Consider the following 19,944-nt stretch of genomic DNA (forward strand, 5'->3'; position numbering starts at 1 on the left):
TTAAAGTTTTTTCTTTGAGGATTAGATTGAACTTGTTTTCGGATAATTCTTGAAAAAATATTTCTTTCAGCGAAAGCACAGAAAGAAAGGCCGGGGGAATAGCCAAGTGGCCAACGGCAACAGACTGTAAATCTGTCCTCTTCGGAGTTCGGTGGTTCGAATCCATCTTCCCCCACAATAAATAACGTTCTTTAAAAAAGAATTTTGAAAGATTGCTTAAACAAGGCAGCAACTTTATATGGTTTGCTACCGCTAAGGTTTTCTTTTAAAAATGCGGGAGTAGCTCAGTTGGTAGAGCGACAGCCTTCCAAGCTGTAGGTCGCGGGTTCGAGCCTCGTCTCCCGCTCCATAAAAGGAGTTTTGTGGAAAATTCCTTAACAAGCCGTTGTAGCTCAGTGGTAGAGCACTTCCTTGGTAAGGAAGAGGTCGCGAGTTCGATTCTCATCAACGGCTCAAGTAAGTTTAAAACAAACAACTATAAACAATTACATCAACCATTAAAAAAAGAAAAAATGGCTAAAGAGAAATTCGTAAAAGACAAGCCGCACGTAAACATTGGTACTATTGGCCACGTTGACCACGGTAAAACCACACTTACTGCTGCTATTACAACAGTACTTGCTAATAAAGGCATGGCTGAAAAACGTGATTACAACTCAATTGATAACGCTCCTGAAGAAAAAGAGCGTGGTATCACCATCAATACTGCACACGTTGAGTACCAAACAGAAAACAGACACTACGCACACGTAGATTGCCCAGGTCACGCTGACTATATCAAAAACATGGTAACAGGTGCTGCGCAAATGGACGGAGCTATTCTTGTGGTAGCCGCTACAGATGGTCCTATGCCTCAAACTCGTGAGCACATCTTGTTGGCTCGCCAGGTAGGTGTTCCTCAAATTGTTGTGTTCATGAACAAAGTAGATTTAGTGGACGATCCTGAGTTCTTAGAATTAGGCGAAATGGAAATCCGCGACTTATTAAAATTCTACAACTTTGATGGTGATAACATTCCTGTTATTCAAGGTTCTGCTTTGGGTGGTTTAAATGGAGATCCAAAATGGGTTGCTAAAATTGAAGAGTTGATGGCAGCTGTTGATAATTGGATTCCGGTTCCTCCTCGTGCAGTTGATCAACCATTCTTAATGCCTGTTGAGGATGTATTCTCAATTACTGGTCGTGGTACTGTTGCTACTGGTCGTATTGAGCGTGGTGTAATTAACTCTAACGATCCGGTTGAAATCATCGGTTTACAAAAAGAAGGCGACAAACCTTTACAATCTACCGTTACTGGTGTGGAAATGTTCCGTAAAATTCTTGACCGTGGCGAAGCTGGCGATAATGTTGGTTTATTGTTGCGCGGTATTGAGAAAGATAACATTAAGCGTGGAATGGTTATTGTTAAACCAGGCACCGTAACTCCTCACACTGAGTTTAAATGCGAAGTTTACGTATTAAGCAAAGAAGAAGGTGGTCGTCACACTCCATTCTTTAACCAATACCGTCCTCAGTTCTACTTCCGTACTACTGACGTTACAGGCGAAATTACACTTCCTGCAGGTGTAGAAATGGTAATGCCTGGCGATAACGTTACCTTGAATGTAAAACTCATCTATCCTATTGCGATGGAAAAAGGTTTACGTTTCGCTATCCGCGAAGGTGGACGTACAGTAGGTGCCGGTCAGGTAACTGAAATCGTTAAGTAATTAAACCTTACTAACATAATGAAATGGCTGCCCAAAAGGCGGCCATTTTTATTTGGCAGTTATCGCAAAAGTTCATCAACAAGGGCTCCATCCTTTAATTGTACCAACAACCTACGGATGCATATAACGTGAATGATTGCACAGCCCTTTTACTCATTGCGGTTTTCGGTTTTGCGGGCGGGCGGGCTTCTTCCCAATTGTTGGCTACTCAATCAATTTTTGTGTCAAACTTGTCCCAGTAACGTCAGGCAAAAAGCTAATTATTGAGTTTGTTTTTTTCCATTTAAGTAGCTTAGGTGTTAGGAAAATTTGATAGTTGTAATTGTATGGTCCTAAAAATTTTTGACCTGAATTTGAAACCCAAACCTCCCAGTCAATAAGTCCAGCTTGTTTTAGTTGATGCAATCTTTTAGTGAATATGTTTTGTATGTGTTCTTCTATTCTTGCCATTCTTTGGTCAGAGTATTTAAGTCTTAGCTTTCCTGTTGCATCATTTTCTTTCTCCATATACATTTTTTCTTGTTCGGTTTGTTCAAATTCAGGATTGTAAGGAATTTCAATATCCTTCTCTGTCAGGCAAAGTGAAAGGGTAATATCAAATGGCACTTCTTGTATTATTAGTGAAATAATTACTTTACCTATTTCGTCAAGAAGATTAAAATCAAATGCAACTTTCTCAATTAAGTGAATATGATGTCTTAGGTCTTTAAATGATTTTATTGAGTTACATAAATCCAAAATCATACTTGTAACTGTTACATCATGTTTAGGACATTTATCAATCAACTTTCTAATTATCTCATTGAAGCATTTTATGTCGAAATGGACATTTTTCTCAAAGTCAATTTTATTCCCCCAAAACGCAAAATCAAATACTTTTAGATAGCCAAAGTTGTCAATTATGATATTTGCTTCATGCAAATCCCCGTGAGATACTTCATAGTTGTGTGCTTTTTCTAAACCTGAGGCGAGTTGCTTAATAATACTAATCACTAATTCTGTGGATAGTGTTTCATTTTCGCTATGCAAGTTACCTATTGTTTTGCCTTGAACATAGTCCATTACATAGCAATTTCTTTTCACCCCTTTAATGATAGATGTAGCCAAATAGTAAACTGTCCCAATTTCAGGTTCTGCTGACAGTATGAACAGCTTTTTAAACTCACCTAATAGGTATTCATCTTCTTTGTCGTCATAATATCCAATGAACTTTGCTACAAGGTTTTTGCCAGAAATATTATCTTTAAATAAATATGCAGCTTCTTCTTTTAAAGTAGTAGCTTCGCTCAAGTCTATATTTTTATGTTCTCTTAAATCTATCATCGCAGAATTTCATTTTAGTGTGATTGCATATTTATTGTCAAGGTATCGGATAATTGTCAGTCCGTTAACAAGTTCTTTTAGACGCTGAATTACTGTCCCCCAACACCGAACTAAAAAGAAAGAACAACTTCTAAAATAACTACGTCAAAGTCTGCCGAAACAACTAACACGGGGACAGTCATTCAACGTCTTTTTGATACTCTGTCAATGTGTTCGCAGTCGTCCGATAGCCTTGCAGCCAACTAATACTTTATAAAAGTATGGTTGCCTTTATGTTTCTCTTGTGTTGCTTGATGCAATTCTATTCCCTTCTATATCTTTATATGCAGCAATAAGCCCAATTCTATTGTCTGTTTTTGGATATAGAATTTGTCCACCGCTTGAGGTGGTGCCAACACAACGCTGTTTAGCGAAGCAATGTAATACTGCCTTTAAAATCGCTTCTGGAATAGTTGTCTATCCATGTAATAGAAAGTGTATAAACATATACACCACCCGGTAGGTATTTACCACCATACATGCCATCCCATTTAAAGTGTTTATCGTAAGAGTCGTACACTTTTTCGCCCCATCGGTTAAACAACTGGAACTGCATTTGTTTCCAAGCATCTTTATTTCCAAAAATTTCTAAGAAAGCATTGCGCTCATCGTTTCCACCAGGGCTAAAAGCATTAGGCACAAACACCGGATACTCCGGCACTACTGTAATATTTACGGTATCGCTCCAAATACAACCATTGGTATCTACTGCCGTAATTACATAAGGCATAGAAGCCATTGGCGAAGCTATGGTAGAAGAGCAGTTTGGGCAGTTTAAATACAATGTGGGTCTATAATTATAGCTTGCTACCATTGTTCCGGGAGTGTTTTCTACCTCAATTTTTACCTTGCCTCCCAAAGGAATAAAAGTATCGTTTGGTGAAGCCATTATTCTAAAGATAGAATCGTTCCTTACTTCTAAAACCGTATCGGCCTTACAGTTCCTACTATCTGTTACAGTTAAAGCATATATCCCCGAAGGTAAGCCTGTGATGTCCTGCGAAAATGCACCATTGCTCCATGCATAAGTTGTGGTACCCACGGCTCCCGTTTGTGCCATGTAAATTGCTCCATTTTCTAGTGGCGGACAAAGCACATCTATCACTAATGGTAACAATGTAATGCCCGGCAACTCGTTTACAAAAATATTTTGCTCAACAATAGTACAAGCATTTGCATCTGTAACCGTAAGGTTGTATAAACCGGTGTTTAATCCTTCAACAAAGTTACTATCTACATTTGCCGGACTCCAACTGTAAGTATAGATTGGCGTACCGCCCGAAACGGTGGCAGTAATTGTGCCATCGCTAAAATCTTTACAAGAAACCGGAGTGGTTTGTGTGGTTAATGCCAATTGAGAAGGCTCAGTTACGGCAATACTTTGTAATGCCAATGTACAATTGTTGGCATCGGTTACCGTAACATCATAGGCACCTGCTGCCAAATTACAATTAGGCTGCACAACAGCACCATTAGACCAACTAAAACTGTAATTTGGCGTACCTCCCGATACGTTCAAATAAATGCAGCCATCGGTTTCGCCAAAGCAGCTAATGTGAACTGCTGAATCTGAAACCGCGAGTGGCGTTGGCTCTTGTACACAGATAGTAGTTCCTGCTACCGCACAGTTTGTGGTGTCGGTTACTGTTATGGTATAGCAACCCGCAGTTAAGTTTTGAATATCTTCTGTAGTAGCACCATTGCTCCATTGGGTAGTCCACGGTCCGCCAACTCCAGTAAGTGTAACATCAATAGCTCCGTTTGAACCTCCTGCACATTGGATATTTGTAATTACAGAATCTATTGCCACCGATGACAGTGGTGAAGGAATAATAAACTGAATAGAGTCCACACAATTATTACCATCAACAATATATACTTTTGTATTGCCGCCACACAAACTGCTCTGGGTGTTTCCGGTTGGGTTTCCTTGTAAATCCCAAATAACGGTAATAGTTCCCGTTCCCCCGCTGGCATCAACCGTTGCCGCACCATCGCAAGAAGATGAACAGGTTGTGCCTGTGGTGTCTAATAATACCGGAACCAATGGCTGCGGTTCAAAAATATCGCCAGTGGCTGTAGCCGTACAATTAGAGTTTACATCGGTTACAGTTACAGAATATGTAGCCGGACACAAAGCTGTAAGTCCTCTTGTAGCACTTCCGTTGCTCCATTGAAAAGAATAGTTTCCACTACCGCCAATTGCAACTACCCTAATAGTTCCATTGCAAGCTCCGGCACAAATTACGGGTGTCAAACTATCAATATAAGCCGTTAATCCTCCTCCGGAGCCAATTACACCATTTCCGGTAGAAGTACATCCTGTGGCATTATCGGTAACGGTTACATCATATCCGCCAACCGGCAAACCTGTTACCAACGAATCGGTATCGGTTATTGGGCTTTGCCAAGTATAGGTGTAGCTACCTGCTGCATCCGGAATGGCTGCTATACTTCCCGTTGGGCCGCATATAGCCGGATTTATTGCAAAAGAAAGTGTAGGCGGAGCTTTTACCACTACTTCAAAAAAAGTATCGGCAACACACAAGCCCGAAGCGCTATATCCTGTAAGGAAATAATTATAGTTTGTTGGTGGTTTTGCTACTACGGTTGGAGATGTGGTACTGCTTAAATAGGTTGGTGGAGCCCACTCATAGCGCGCTGCGCCCGTTGCAGTAATAGTAGCACTATCGCCCGGGCAGTATCCTAAATAGCCATTAAAACTAAGCTGTGGGTAAGTATCTACCCAAATATAAATTGAATCGTATGGAGAATAACCGCAACAAGATGTGCTAATCCGCAGTTTTACTTTAAACACCCCTGGTGTATTGAATTGCTGATTCAATACTTCATCGTACTGCGATCCTTGCAAAGTATTTACGGCCAATGCGCCTCCAAAATCCCAAAAGAAAGAATCTGCTCCGGGAATTACACCATAAAAATCTGCCATTTGTCCTTGGCAAAGCAAAAATGTATCTGATGTGCCTACTTGAGTTGCAGAGGTTGTAATTTCAGGAATATAGCTGTTTGCATCTATAGGAATAATGGTAAATCCGGTATAGGTATTGTTACTAAAAACAATGTCTTTTCTTCCAAAAGCCGTGTATTGAGTAGTTACCGAAGCTCCATTACCAGTAGCCGGTGTTGCTGCTGCTCCAAAATTCCACGCCCCTGCCGAAGCCGAAGAAAATCCGATATTCCGGAAGGTACAGTTAGTGTTGGTTGCCGAAATAGTTGGTTGAGAAGCTAAATTGAATTTTGCAGGATTGTTTACACCAGCAGCTATAGGCTGTGCTGTTCCGCCATTGGTAACAATTGGTGCGGTACCATTAGAAATAATGGCTGCACCCACACCATTTGCACCGGGCTGTCCGTTTCCACCACGACCACCATTTCCGCCACTTCCTCCATTTCCTCCGGACGACATTGGGCTACACGAGCCAGTAGTGGTGGTTCCTGCAACTCCAGCACTGCCGGCAGTTCCTAATTGACCAACGCCACCTACACCACCAATGCCAGCAACACCCGTGTTTATATCACAATCTGTAAACTTGGCTCCGGCACCGTTGTTATATAAATAAACGCCAAAGCTTCCACCTCCGCCCCAGCCGGCAGTTCCACCCAACCCGCCATTGCCTCCATCTCCTCCTCTACCGCCATTGGGAACACCATTGATACTACAAGTGCAGCTCGTTCCTTTAGAGCCTCCGCCTCCGCCTCCGCCTCCGCCTCCGGCAACACCATTAGTTCCATCAATTCCTTTACCGCCCACCTGAAAAAACTGAGTTGTAGTAACAGGAGAAGGATTGGTTGCGGGACCATCAATTCCAGCTGCTCCTGCAACACCATTGCCTCCATTGCCTCCACTCCGTGCGCTGGCGCCACATCCAAAAATATTGCAATTGTCGCCTACTGCTCCTGTTCCTGCAGAACCCGCGGAGCCTGCATTATTAGAGCCTGCAGTACCTGCGGTGCCTGCAGTACCATTTAAATCGCAACCTGTACTTGGGTTTCCTGCACCGCCATTGCCACCAACACCTCCTGTGCCGGACTGTCCAATGCCGGGAGGAGAATAGCCGCTTCTTCCATCGGTTGCTTTACCCGGTATAATTTGGCAGCGAACGAAATCGTAATTAGAGCAATTGGTTATATGAAATACATAATTAGATGCGCCTGAACTATCTGTAAGCGCTAAAGCTGGGCAATCAGCCGTTTGAAAGGTTATATCTTGAAAACGAAAATATGCCTGACTGTTGAGATAAATTGCTACCAATCTTTTTTCTGCAAGCGTATTGCCTTCCATATTTAATGCACTTCTATAAATAGTGGTAGCTCCCGGTGTGCTTGTTTTTGTCCAAGTAACCGGATCGTGCCCACCCTCTATAGTTGTATAACTAGTGATATTGGTAATTGGATTATCAATAGTATAAGTACCTACCGCTAATTTTATTAAGGCATTATTACATTGCGCTTTTGCAATTGCTCCTAATAAATTTGTTGGGTCTGCCATGCTTCCCGTTCCGGTTCCGGTTGGAGTAGCATATAATACTTGACAACTTTGTGGTGGCGGTGGCGGGCTGCTGGTAATATTTACCAAAGCCGTATCGCTTGGACAACCATCGGCATTATACGAAACAACTTTGTAAACAGTGCTGTTTGCCGGAGAGGCAACTACTATTTTACAAGTATCGCAATCTAAGCCTGTAGCCGGAAACCATTGCTGCCGCACGGCTCCATTGGTAGTGGCTGTAAGTTGAATAGAAGATCCTGCACACAGTGTTGCATTTGCCGGGAAAACCGTAATGGTTGGTTTAGAACTTCTTCGCACCAGTACTTGGTCTGTTTTCACACAACCATCGGTATAGGTTACCGAAAAAGTATAAACTGTTGTTTGAGTTGGACTTACCGTCCATGTTTGTCCATTTTGGGTATTTACACCATCGCTCCAAACAAAACTTTGCACATTAGCCGGAGGCGCTGTGGTAGAACCGCTAAGCGTAGTACTTTGCCCAGGGCAAAGCGCCACATCCGGTCCGGCAACTGCAGGAGGCTGTGGACAAGGTAAAACAATAATAGTAAACGAGCGGGTTCCCTGCCCGGTAATCGGACAGTTGTTGTCTTGTACTGAAACGGTAAATATATGCGATCCGGTATCTGTTTGTGTGGTTTGCCAACAAAATGTTCCTACGGGATGGTTTGCTGAAGAGGTATTAAAAGTAGCCCCCGGAATAGATTGATTCCAACTCATACTTACCGCATCAGAAGCATCGGCATCGGCACTATTTACATCAAAGCAGATATTTTGCCCGGCATAAATAGTTACAGAATTATTGCTGCCACCATTTATTCCTGAAATAGTAGGGTTTTGATTGCTGCAATTGATAATAGTATATTGAATATCGCGCACAATGGTGCTAATAAGTTGCCCGTTTCTATACTCTTTAATTTGAACTGCAATTACTGCTACCTGTGTTTGGTTGGGAGTAAAACTCACATCTCCGTTTGCCGGGTTTATGGTGATTCCTCCGGAGGTTGAAAGCGGGTTGTTTACATTGTATGGATTTTTATATGTTACTCCTCCCGATGTTTGTTGTGGAACGGCAAACGAAAATGCCAAAGAATCGCCATCTAAATCGGTACCTCCCGGGTTAAAACTTACCGCTTGGTTAATACAAGTAAACGGTACCGGTGGAACAGAAAAAATTGGTGAGCTGTTACACGGACTCAGGGTGTTATCTATGGTTGTGTGTACCAACATATCGTTACTTCCCGGATTTGTAAGCGTATTGATGGCATTGTTCCGGCAGCAACTGGTCCAGCCAAATACCCAATCGTTTCCGCAACCGGGAGGCAAGGTAACTACGCCTTGATAAACATATTCTTGCACTCCGTAAGGCAAATTTCCATTGCTGCAAACAGAAGACTGACCCGGACAAGTAGGTGTAATATCTTTGGGAAAACCCGATATCAACTGCAACGACACAGAGCTGTTTACGGCACACTGCTGGGAACTATATGCTACCGATTGCATAGAGCCTGCATCTACTCCTCTGCAATCGCGATAAACCTTGAGCGTTAATCTATACTGGCCGGAACCTAAACATTCATAAGTTAAGTCGGCACCCATTAAGTGGGTTGCTTTAGATTCTTGGGCTGCAATCGCAAATAAAAATGCAATAATCGCAGGTAGAATTTTTTTCATTGAGTGAGGGAAATTACTTGTCCGTTAAACATTTAATAACAATGAGATGAGAGAACTCTTTCTTTCGTTGCTAAACAAGTAAAAATTTTCCCTTGCAAAAACTTTTTTGTGCTTACACAGAAAATATAGTGTAGCAAATATTTGAAACCCCAAAATACACTGCTTTAATGTTGCACTTATGTGCTTAATTTTTTTTCTTTTTTTGTTGGGTGCGTAAGCGGTGGGTACTTGGTAGTTTAGCAATAGTATATGGCTTAGCCATTGTGTTTTTACACGATTGGTTTGTGCAGCTTTCTATCAAAGTAATGAATCATTTTTCGCTGCTGGTTTACAATGTATTGGTTCGCAATTTTTCGCTTGCAATTGGTGCGTTGGTATTGGGTTTTTGCTCATGGAAAGTATTTCTGAATAAAAGATTCGACTTACTTTTCTTTTTATTCATACTGCTGGCTCTACTGGTTTTGCATTGGCTCTTTTTGTTTGAAATGAATATTGAAATTATTCATGCTTTAGAGTTTGGTTTGCTGGCGCTGCTGTTATATGGAGCAACTTGCAATGCGGGTGCTGCAGTAATTTTATGTCTGCCGTTTATGCTTATAGATGAATGGGTTCAATATTCTTTGCTGTATGGAAACTATAATAAATACTATGAATTCAACGATTTGGTGTTAGACATTTTAGGTGCAGGGCTTGCCATTCTTGTTCTTAAGATTATTGAAAAAGAAAGAAAAACCGTGTTGCTCCCTTTTTGGAAACGAAATGAATATCGCGTACTTTTTGTGTTGCTAATATTTTTTTGTGTATTGGTGCTGAGCGGAGTTCTTGCTGCGCACCAGAGCCAAGTAAACACCTATACTATTTTTACTTTAAGCCGAATAGACGCTCCGGAACTCTTTTGGCAAACTCATGCTTTTACCGGAGCAAAATACCATATTCTAGCACCTTTGCCGGGTGCCTTTATTATGTTTGTATTGTGTGTGCTGCTTGGGTGTATAGATTATTCCTTTATTCAAAAACGGCCAAAGGATCGCCATCTAAAATAGTTTGACCGGGTTGCACCAAAGGTTTCACGCCCTTAGGCAACACCACGGTAACTTGGCTGCCCAATTTTATTAATCCAACTACTTCTCCTTTTTTAACTTGCTGCTCGGGCTTCACAAAATCTTCAATTCTGCGGGCAAGCAATCCTGCAATTTGAATGATTTTTATGCGCTTTCCTGCGGGCGACTCAAACAGTATTTCGTTGTGCTCATTTTCGAAGCGGATGCCAAATGGATTATCGTTTGCCACCGCATTATTAAATTTTCCGGCTGTGTAGCGGTGCATAGCAATTTTTGAAGTAAGCGGTGCGCGTTGGTAATGTACATTGGTTACGTTCATTACTATAGAAATAATGGTGCCGGCTGTGTCCACATCTTTTGTCCACACATCTATAACACCATATTTTCCTTTGTGAACTTCAATAAAACTATCGTTGTAAGCCGAAACGCTTGCCACCAAACCATTTGCCGGAGACACAATGGTGTTTTCATTTGTGTTGAAAGTTCTTTCGGGCAAGCGCAAAAACCAAAACCGATAATATGCTAAAAGCAACAATAGAATAATGCTCAGCGAATAGAGTGTGTATTTTATATATTTCATGTTGTTTGCTGTTATGGTTTAGCCACTATGTACTTACCATCTTCGGTTACAAAGAAGGTGCTTATTTTCTTTTCTTCTTCAAAGTTTTTATACATGGGCTGGAGTGTTTCCCAAAAATGTTTCACTTCTCCTTTTTCGTGTAAAGAATACTGGCTCATATTTTGGGTGTTCATTTTAAATGGAAAAATATGTACCGGAATTTGCTGTTGCCCCGCTGCTTTTGCCAATAATGCCACGCAATAAATTTCTTCGATAGGCAAATCTTCCATTGCAAGGCAACCAATGCTCATACACTTTCCGTGAATATAAATATCGCCCCCGCGAGGTGGCTTGTTTACTATGGCATCGCGCTTATTGGGATAGTTTAATCCTAGCGACAATAAAAAATTACTGGCTGGATTAAATACATTTATTTCATAAAAACCTTCCGGCACTTGCCTATCGCCTTGTTTCTTTTTGGGACCCAATTCTCCCGATGCTTGGCATATTGGAAAGGTGTCGTACAGCACATATTGGCTGCCAACCAATTTCCAAACTTCTAATAATTTTTCTTGCTTAAATGCCCGCAAATAAATTTCATCGAATTTATCGCTGCCAACTTTAGCACACTGGTCTTCTATTCTTTCAATATGCCTATCCATTGCGGCATCTACGCGACTAAAAGAAAGTTGGCGCTCCAAAAAACTTGTATCGCGTACCATAGCATTCATCAATAAAAAAGAAAACCCTAATACAAACATGTATAAAACTCAAAGTTAAAAACCATTACCGGCTTGCTGAAACAGAAAACAAACAAATCAATTTTGTGCAATAGTTTTTCTCATTTTTTATTTCGCTGCCTCTTTTACAAAAGGAATACCACCATACAACGTTGCCGTACTTTATTCAATTGTATTCAAAAAAAAATTTTTGCTTTTATAGCTTTTCTGGTGAGTGTCGGCTGCTACTTAACGGTGCTTACGGCACACCTAAACCCAACGTGCATATAGGTTTGAGCAGGAGGGGCTTTCATTCGAGCCGTGGGGCGATAGCCGCTGCAATAACTTTCGTTGCACAAAAAAGAGCCGCCTCGTATTACTCTTTTGGGTATAAATGGTTCTTGCGGATCGTAACTCTTGGTTGGCGAGGTGGGCAATTCGTTTAGCGAATCGCTGCTGAGGTATTGATAGTATTGTGCGTGATAATAATCGCTGCACCATTCCCAAACATTGCCTTGCAAATTGTAAATGCCTATGGCGTTTGGTTCAAAGCTTTTTACCGGAGCCATAAACTCTGCCCCATCTTCTGCTGTGTTCTTTTCAGGGAAATTTCCCTGAAAAATATTCATTGGCTGCCGGATTTTTAAACCCCTTACGGCTGCATACTCCCATTCACTTTCTGTGGGCAGGCGTTTCCCTTTCCAAGTGCAATAATTTACTGCATCGAACCAACTTATGTGCACTGCCGGAAGCTGGCTGCTTACCTGCTTTTTTGCTTGTGAAAGTGGTTGCTTCCACGATTTGTTTTTCTCTTCTTTCCACCAAGGCAGTTGCGCTTCGCCTATGGCGCTTTTGGTGGTGTAATAAAATACAAGCGATGTGCCTCGCTTTTCGGCAGTAGTAATATAGCCTGTGGCTTCGGTAAAGGCTTTAAAATCGGCAATTGAAACTTCGGCAGAATCTATAAAAAAGCTGTTTACCTTTTGTAGGTGTGGCGGTTGTTCATCTTTATTTTGAAGCATTTTGTTTGCTTCGCTTCCCATTAAAAAATTTCCTCCCAATATATGCACCATATGATTGGTATCGGCTATAACTGAAGGAAAAGAAAGTATGGTATCGTTTGTAATATATGCTGCTGCCTGCGGCAATAAATTATTGCACTGCTGCTGTTTACGAGCGTTGCAACTGCTTATACATAACCAATAAAAAACAGGTAATAAATATCTGATATTGAAGCGGCTAAATAGCATATATAAACTGCTCGCCATCAATTATTACTTTATAGTTCATTACAAAGGGCCAGCGTGGTTTTTCCATTTCGCTATCCCACTCTTCGAGTTCATCGAATAATTCATCTATTACTTTTGGGTACTTGCTTCGTATATTTTCCATTTCAAACTTATCGTTGCTTAAATTGTAAAGATGCAGCACCATGTTGCGGTCGTCCACAATCATCTTCCAATCTCCTTTTCTAATGGCGCGGTTGTAGCCCGACCTCCAAAAGAGCGCTTTGTGTGGCTCGCCTTTTTCTTCACCAAAAATATACGGTAAAAGGTTTACGCCATCGGGCTTGGCATAATCGGGAATTTGCAACCCGGCAGCTGCCGATACGGTTGGAAAAACATCGAGCAAACTTACAGGTTGATTTACTACCGTTTGTGGTTTAATTTTTCCCTTCCACTGCATAACAAATGGAATATTGATGCCGCCTTCAAACAGTGTGAATTTTCCTCCTTTTAGTGGGCTGTTATCCGGTGTGCCCATGTAGGTTGCAGCTCCATTGTCGCTAGCAAAAATAATGATGGTATTTTCTTCTAACCCAATTTTGCGTACTTGGTTTCTAATGCTTCCTACGGCTTCGTCCAAAGCAACTATCATAGAAAAATATACGCGCTTATTGTGGTCTTTTATGTGCGATAGTTGGTTGTATATTTTTTGCGGAGCTTGAAACGGTGTGTGTGGAGCATTAAACGGCACATATAAAAAAAATGGCTGTGCTTTATTTTCTTCAATAAACTTATTGGCTTCTTCGGCAAAGCGGTAGGTAATATATTCTTTCTCTTCTACAACTTTTCCGTTTTGGCGAATGGCGCAAAAGCGACTTCTACCTTGATTCCAAATATGGCGATCGGTAAACTCTTTTGTTTTGGCATTTACTATTTCGTGGTTGCTTTTTGGGGCATACAAAGAAAACGCTTCAGTAAACCCATAAAAATAATCGAACCCGCGATTGTTGGGCAAGTTGGGTTCGTGATAGCCCAAATGCCATTTGCCCACCATGCCTGTGCTATAACCATTGGCTTTAAAAAACTCGGCTATGGTTTTTTGTGCGTGTGGAATGCCCTCTTGCCGAGCTTCTTGCCGCGAAGGTAATTCTTGCCCGCGCTCCATTTGCCATGCTTCTTCTTTGCGCATAAACATTTTGTAAAACGAACGGATAAAAAAACTGCGCGGATACTTTTTGTGTGGCTGAAATTCAAACCCAAATCGCTGCTGGTAACTTCCGGTGAGCAAGCCTGCCCGCGATGGAGCGCAAATAGCTGCAGAGGCATAGCCATCATTAAAAATACACCCGTTTAAGGCAATGCTGTCTATATTGGGTGTTGCTACATGTATGCCGCCATATGCAGAAACATCAAACTTTCCCAGGTCATCGGCAAGTATTACAATTACATTTGGCGGATTTGTATTGGCTTTCTTTTCTTTAAAAGAAATGAGTGCCAACGAAAAAAATACAATGGCAAAAACTGAAATAAAAAGTACCGTTTTGTTCATGTCCGTGTGTCTGTATTTCCAAATGTATAAAACTTTTTGAGCTAAGAACAAGGAAGGTTTAACGGCATACTTTTTAAGCGGTTATGAAAAAACTCTGCCTATGTTTGCCACGTATGGAAAGTTTAAATCCAAATTTTAAAAACTATGTACAGCAACGCATTGCTGCCAATAAATTTATGCCCTTTTTAGGGTTCGAGATTACCGACATCGAAGCCGGAGAAATTAACGGTGTGCTAGCTTTTAAAGAGCACCACCAACAGCAAAACGGATACTTACACGGAGGCATTACCTCGGCAATTTTAGATATGGTAGAAGGCTTTGCTGCATACAGCTTGGTACGCGAAGGCGATTTGGTATTTACGGTTGAAGCAAAAATTTCGTACTTGAATCGCGGTATGGGCGATGTGTTTTTTGCTAAAGGCTGGGTAATAAAGCCGGGCAAACGTTTTCACTTCTGCGAAGGCGAAATTTGGTATCTCGACCCACAAACCAACGAAAAAATATTGGTTGCAAAAGGATCTGCCACCATGGCTGTATTGCCCAAAGAAGCTATAAAATAAACCCCTTTTCTATTACTCTAAAATTGTAATAGAACCTTTATAGCTATTGTTGCTGTGGTTGTCTATAAATACATATTTTATAGTATAAACATACACGCCCACAGGTAGCTTTTTGCCTCCGCCATGTCCGTCCCAACGGAAATTCACATCATCGCTTTCGTACACCTTTTCGCCCCAGCGGTTATATACTTTTAAATCAAAGGTTTTTACCGCTTTTAAGTTTCCATAAACTTGTAAATAATCGTTTACACCATCGTTGTTTGGCGAAAATGCATTGGGCACATAAACCGTGTAATCCGGCACCACTACCGCTGTAATTTCAGAAGAGCCACTACAACCCAAACTGGTTGAAACAAACACTGTGTACGTAACGGTGTTTACTCCGTCAAACACCGGATTGTCGCAAGTGCTGCAACTCAAACCTGTTGAAGGAATCCATGTATAGTTTATAGTTCCCGATTGGTTGGTAGTAACATTCAACTGTACCGGAACGCCCAATGGTGTTTGAGTTGGGCTTGGCAATGCTGTTACCATTAGAGAATCTGGCTCTACTACTACTGTCGAAGTTGTGGTGCTGCAATTATTTTGGTCTGTAACTGTAAGCGAATAGCTTCCTGCAACCAAATTAGAGAATAATCCAGAAACATTGTTTTCACCCGTACTAAACTTAAAGTTATATCCCGGAGAACCACCCGCGGCTATTGCTTGAACAGAACCATCGGAATATTTATGGCAAGTAACATCTGTAATAGTAGTAGTAACGGTTATTTCTGTTGGCGATGTAATGGTTAGAAACGACATTGCCGTACATCCATTAGCATCGGTTGCTACCACACTATATGAATCTGCAGGTAAATTAGAAAAACTTCCACTTTGCGAAGGAAGACTGCCTACAGCATTTCCCGTAGCTACATAGTTAAAAACTGAATTTCCTCCGGTAGCAACCGCAGTAATAGCACCGTCTGTTAAGCCAAAACAACTCACATTGGTTGCTGTTGTTGTTAGCGATACAGCTAATGGCTCTGCCACCACTGCAGTAACCGTTTTTGAACAATTATTTGCATCGCTCACTACTACTACATAAGTGCCTGCTGCTAAGTTGCTTGCGGTGTTGCTGCTGCTTATGTTGGGTTGCCATTGGTACGAGAGCGAACCTGTACCTCCGGAAGCATTTACATCTACACTTCCTGTTGCTGTACCAAAACAAATGGCATCTGCATGTGTTTCGGTTGCTACAATTTCTGTTGGTTCGTTTATTGTAACTGTTCCTGTTTGTTTACAGCCTTCTGCTGAAGTGGCAGTTACCGAATGTGTGCCCGCCACCAATGCGGCTGTGGCAGTTGTAGATACAGATGCACTCCACACAAAAGAATATGGAGCCGTGCCCACTGCCGGAGTTGCAGTAGCGCTACCGGATGCTCCGAAACAAGTAGCATCTGTTCCCGCAACGGTTAATGGAACTGCTGCCGGTTCAGTAATTGTAACCGCAACCGTTGCAGTACAATTGTTGGCGTCTGTTACAGTAACGTTGTAATTGCCTGCAGTAAGGTTTGTTCTGTTTTGTGTTGCTACTCCTCCGCCCCAATCAAAAGTATATGGCGTAGTACCTCCGGTTACTGTTAATGTAATGCTACCGTCTGTATTACCATTACAAGAAGCATCTGTATGAACTTCTGTTGCTGCCAATTGTGTTGGTTCTACAATTGTTTCAGAAAGGCTTGCCGAGCAATTGTTTGAGTCTGTTAATACACCCGCATAAGTATTGGGAGCAAGGTTTGGTATAGTTGAACTGCCGGCCGGCACTGCGTTTCCTAAAAATGAATATGGTGCTGTACCCCCTGAAACATTTATGGTAATTGAACCATTATTCAATCCGAAACAAGTTACATCGGTATGTGAAGTTGTAGCTACTAATGCGGCAGGTTCAGTTATAGCAACACACAATGTTGCGGTACAGGTGTTAGCATCTGTTGCGGTAACACAATAGTTTCCAGCTGCTTTTCCGGTTATATCTTCTGAAACTTCGCTTGAACTCCACAAGTAAGTAATTGTGCCAATACCGCCATTGGTAACCACATCTATACTTCCCGTATTTTGCCCATTACAACCAACATTGGTATGCGTTTCTGCTAAAGCAAAAACCCCAGGCTCGGTGATAGTAGCACTTATAGTAGCTGTGCAATTATTTGCATCTGTTACTGTAACACTATAACTTCCGGCTACTATGTTGGTGCGGTCTTCCGTTAATACCCCATCATTCCATGCAAATGAATATGGTGTAGTTCCTCCACTTGCCGTAATATCTATGCCTCCGCTGCTTTGTCCGTTACAGCCAACATTGGTGTGGGTTTCCGCAAGACTTAACACGGCTGGCTCGGTAATAACTTCCGAAACTGCAAAAGTACAGCCATTACTGTCTATTATGTTTCCTGCATACGTGTTTGGCGCTAAGCTTGGTATGGTGATTGTTCCGGCAGGAAGTGGATTTCCGAGGAAGGTATAAGGCGGTGTGCCTCCGCTTGTGGTAACGGTTATAGTGCCATCATTTAAACCATTGCACGTAACATCGGTGTGGGAAGTGCTGGCTGTTAAAGCAGAATCGGGCTGCTCTATGGTATCTCCACCTACGGTTCTGCAATTATGTGCATCGGTAATTGTATAAAAGTAGATGCCAGAAGCCAAATTGGTTGGGTTGGTTCCGGTAAGTCCCGGCTGAGACCAAGCAATATTATATCCGGGTACACCTCCGGTAATACTTACATTAAAACTACCTGTAGATTGCCCAAAACATTTTACATCTTCTCTTACAAATGTTTGACTCAAAACAGGATTAGTGGTTATAGTAGCTGTTCCTGTTGTGGTACACGCATTTAAGTCTGTAACAGTAAGCGTATAAGTACCACTTCTAATATTCAAATTACTATCGCTGGTTACAAAATTACTCCACTCATAATCATACGGAGGAGTCCCTCCGGTTGTGGTGGCAATTGCTTTTCCTTTCGCAGAGTTAAAACAACTATCTTGTGTAGTAGCAATACTCACAGCCAAACTTGCCGCTCCCGAAACATTTCCGGTGGCAGCAGCGGTGCAACCTTTGCTATCGGTTATGGTAACACTAATATTTCCGGGTGGTAAATTATTAGCAGCAGGATTATTTCCACTTCCATTACTCCATACATAAGTATAGTTTGGTACACCACCAGAAACTACAGATGCCAACGCTTGACCCGTATTACTACCTGCACATTTAATTGGAGTGGTACTTACTTGTGCCACCATTGCTGCAGAAGGTTGGGTTATGGTAACTTGACCCGTAAAAGCATGTGCCGCATTGTTATCGGTATAGCTATAGGTATATGTTCCGGCACTCAGATTAGAAGCTGTTGCCCCTGTTTGCCCACCCGGAGACCAAGAAATATTGGGTGTTCCCGAAGAGCCTGTAACCGTTAGGGTTGCGCTACCTGTTGTTCCATTAAAACAAGCTACGTCTGTTTTGCTTACACTAGAAGTAATACCACAAGGTAAGGATGCAATAGTGGCATTATATTGCAATAGCGATGAACAGCCATTGGCATCTCTAAAATCGGGAATATATGTTCCCGCGCCAAGACCTGTGGCCACATTTGTGGAACTAATGGTGGGCCAGTTAACGTATTGGTATGGAGTTGTTCCTCCGCTTACGGTAACGGTTGCTGTACCATTATTTAAGCCACAGTTGGCATCGGTTTTTGCTACAGAAGCCGTTAGCGGTGTAGGTTGATTAAGTGTAAACTGTGCTGTGGAGGTACAAATATTGTCTGTTACGGTAACGGTATAGGTTCCTGCCGTTAAACCAATGGCTGTTTGTGTTGTTTGTCCGGTACTCCACGTATAACTATACGGACCAAAGCCTCCCGAGGGGTTTGCCTGTATGCTGCCATTGTTACCACCATTGCAAGGTGGCTGAGTTGGGGTAGATGCAATACTAATTGGATTGGCAATTTGTACTTGTTTGGTAGCAACCGAAGAACAGCCATTAAAATCTGTTACCGTAAGTGTTGCTGTATAATTGCCGGCAGTTGTGTAAAGGTGTTTTACGTTGGCATTGGCAAACGTTGGATTGTTGTTTACAAGAATAGTTCCATCGCCAAAATCCCAACGAAGGCTCTGATATTGAGCCAACGAAGCTTGATAGCATGGGTTTACAAAATCAAAACTTACTGAATCGCCTCTACATTTTTTTCCGGCATTAGACACTAAGAAATCAATAAACAAATCGTATTGAAAGTTGCTGTAATAGCAATCTTCTTGAGAGAAATTATAGAAACCAAACCTTCCCGGTTTAAAGCAATCTGTAACATCAAAAATTAAATTTCCATCTACATAAATGATAGCTCTGGTATAGGTTAGCCTCAACTCAAAAGCGTGGTTGTAATTTCTTTGCCAGCCCGGCCCACCAAAAGTGTTTTGCACCACTGTAAACTCCGGTGTGTTTTGGTGCGACCAAAAGGTAGTATTGTATTGGCTTGGGGGTATTGTACCCAAAACACGGTTGATAGACATGCCGCTTTGTGCCGAATTTTGGTTTTCCTCTTTCCAATCAAACAGCCAACAATCATAATCGTCTATCGGGCCCATTGGGTTTAAAAAACTAAATACAAAGCCCATATAGTCATCATCATCGTCTGTGGTTCTAAATCTTCCTGTAACTTTCACATTCATTAAATCGAATGGAGAAACAAAGTAGGTGTTGTCGCCATTTACGGTTTGGCGCACCGAAGAGCCGCCTCCTTGCACCACCCAGTTGCCATTTGCCGGTTGCCCGACTTTTGTCCATGTATTAAAATCTACATTGGTGATACACTGCGAAAAAAGTTGAGTATGCGCTAAAATAAACGCAAAGAGTATGTGTAAAAGTCTTTTCACTAAAAATATAGATGGGTTAAAAATTGGTTGCCGAATATAGTAATTAGAGGCGTGTATGCAAATTTGCGTTGCATACTCCAAGTAAAGAATAT

10 protein-coding genes and 3 tRNA genes are annotated in these 19,944 nt (G+C 41.7%); 6 read left to right on the forward strand and 7 right to left on the reverse strand.

Annotated elements, in window-relative coordinates; all coding sequences use genetic code 11:
* Positions 1–92 precede the first annotated feature (92 nt).
* The 4 genes from KF872_08785 (at position 93) to tuf (ending at position 1,709) form a co-directional block, all read left to right on the forward strand.
* A tRNA-Tyr gene (locus KF872_08785) sits at positions 93–175 on the forward strand.
* Between the two features lie 98 nt (positions 176–273).
* A tRNA-Gly gene (locus KF872_08790) sits at positions 274–349 on the forward strand.
* A gap of 32 nt (positions 350–381) precedes the next feature.
* Positions 382–453 (forward strand) — tRNA-Thr (locus KF872_08795).
* A gap of 59 nt (positions 454–512) precedes the next feature.
* Positions 513–1,709, forward strand: coding sequence for an elongation factor Tu (gene tuf, locus KF872_08800; protein MBX2903641.1), 1,197 nt, complete (start codon positions 513–515; stop codon positions 1,707–1,709).
* Positions 1,710–1,913: 204 nt separating this feature from the next.
* Here tuf and KF872_08805 read toward each other — a convergent pair whose 3' ends face one another.
* Both KF872_08805 and KF872_08810 read right to left on the reverse strand, forming a co-directional pair.
* Positions 1,914–3,032, reverse strand: coding sequence for a protein kinase (locus tag KF872_08805; protein ID MBX2903642.1), 1,119 nt, complete (start codon positions 3,030–3,032; stop codon positions 1,914–1,916).
* Positions 3,033–3,438: 406 nt separating this feature from the next.
* A complete protein-coding gene (locus KF872_08810) occupies positions 3,439–9,273 on the reverse strand; it encodes a gliding motility-associated C-terminal domain-containing protein (protein ID MBX2903643.1) in 5,835 nt (1,944 codons plus the stop codon).
* A 209-nt stretch (positions 9,274–9,482) separates the two neighbouring features.
* Between KF872_08810 and KF872_08815 the strand changes: the two genes are divergently transcribed.
* Positions 9,483–10,316, forward strand: a complete 834-nt coding sequence (locus tag KF872_08815) for a hypothetical protein (GenBank protein ID MBX2903644.1) — start codon at positions 9,483–9,485, stop codon at positions 10,314–10,316.
* Here the strand turns inward: KF872_08815 and KF872_08820 are convergent.
* From KF872_08820 to KF872_08835, 4 genes are all read right to left on the reverse strand, one after another.
* Entirely contained in the window at positions 10,279–10,914 is a 636-nt protein-coding gene (locus KF872_08820) for a phosphatidylserine decarboxylase (GenBank protein ID MBX2903645.1), read from the reverse strand. The genes KF872_08815 and KF872_08820 overlap by 38 nt on opposite strands.
* Before the next feature lie 11 nt (positions 10,915–10,925).
* Entirely contained in the window at positions 10,926–11,654 is a 729-nt protein-coding gene (locus KF872_08825; GenBank protein ID MBX2903646.1) for a L,D-transpeptidase family protein, read from the reverse strand.
* Positions 11,655–11,857: 203 nt separating this feature from the next.
* Positions 11,858–12,862, reverse strand: coding sequence for a formylglycine-generating enzyme family protein (locus KF872_08830; GenBank protein ID MBX2903647.1), 1,005 nt, complete (start codon positions 12,860–12,862; stop codon positions 11,858–11,860).
* Positions 12,852–14,387, reverse strand: a complete 1,536-nt coding sequence (locus KF872_08835) for a sulfatase-like hydrolase/transferase (GenBank protein MBX2903648.1) — start codon at positions 14,385–14,387, stop codon at positions 12,852–12,854. Before KF872_08835 ends, KF872_08830 begins: the two co-directional genes overlap by 11 nt.
* Before the next feature lie 83 nt (positions 14,388–14,470).
* Between KF872_08835 and KF872_08840 the strand changes: the two genes are divergently transcribed.
* On the forward strand, positions 14,471–14,947 hold the full coding sequence (locus tag KF872_08840) for a PaaI family thioesterase (protein ID MBX2903649.1): 477 nt from the start codon (positions 14,471–14,473) through the stop codon (positions 14,945–14,947).
* 12 nt (positions 14,948–14,959) lie between these two features.
* On the opposite strand, the gene KF872_08845 is transcribed toward KF872_08840, so the two are convergent.
* Positions 14,960–19,852 carry a gliding motility-associated C-terminal domain-containing protein gene (locus KF872_08845; protein ID MBX2903650.1) on the reverse strand — a complete coding sequence of 1,631 codons (4,893 nt, stop codon included), beginning with the start codon at positions 19,850–19,852 and terminating at the stop codon, positions 14,960–14,962.
* Between the last annotated feature and the right edge of the window lie 92 nt (positions 19,853–19,944).

This window comes from Chitinophagales bacterium, from assembly GCA_019638515.1.
Lineage (GTDB): Bacteria > Bacteroidota > Bacteroidia > Chitinophagales > LD1 > UBA7692.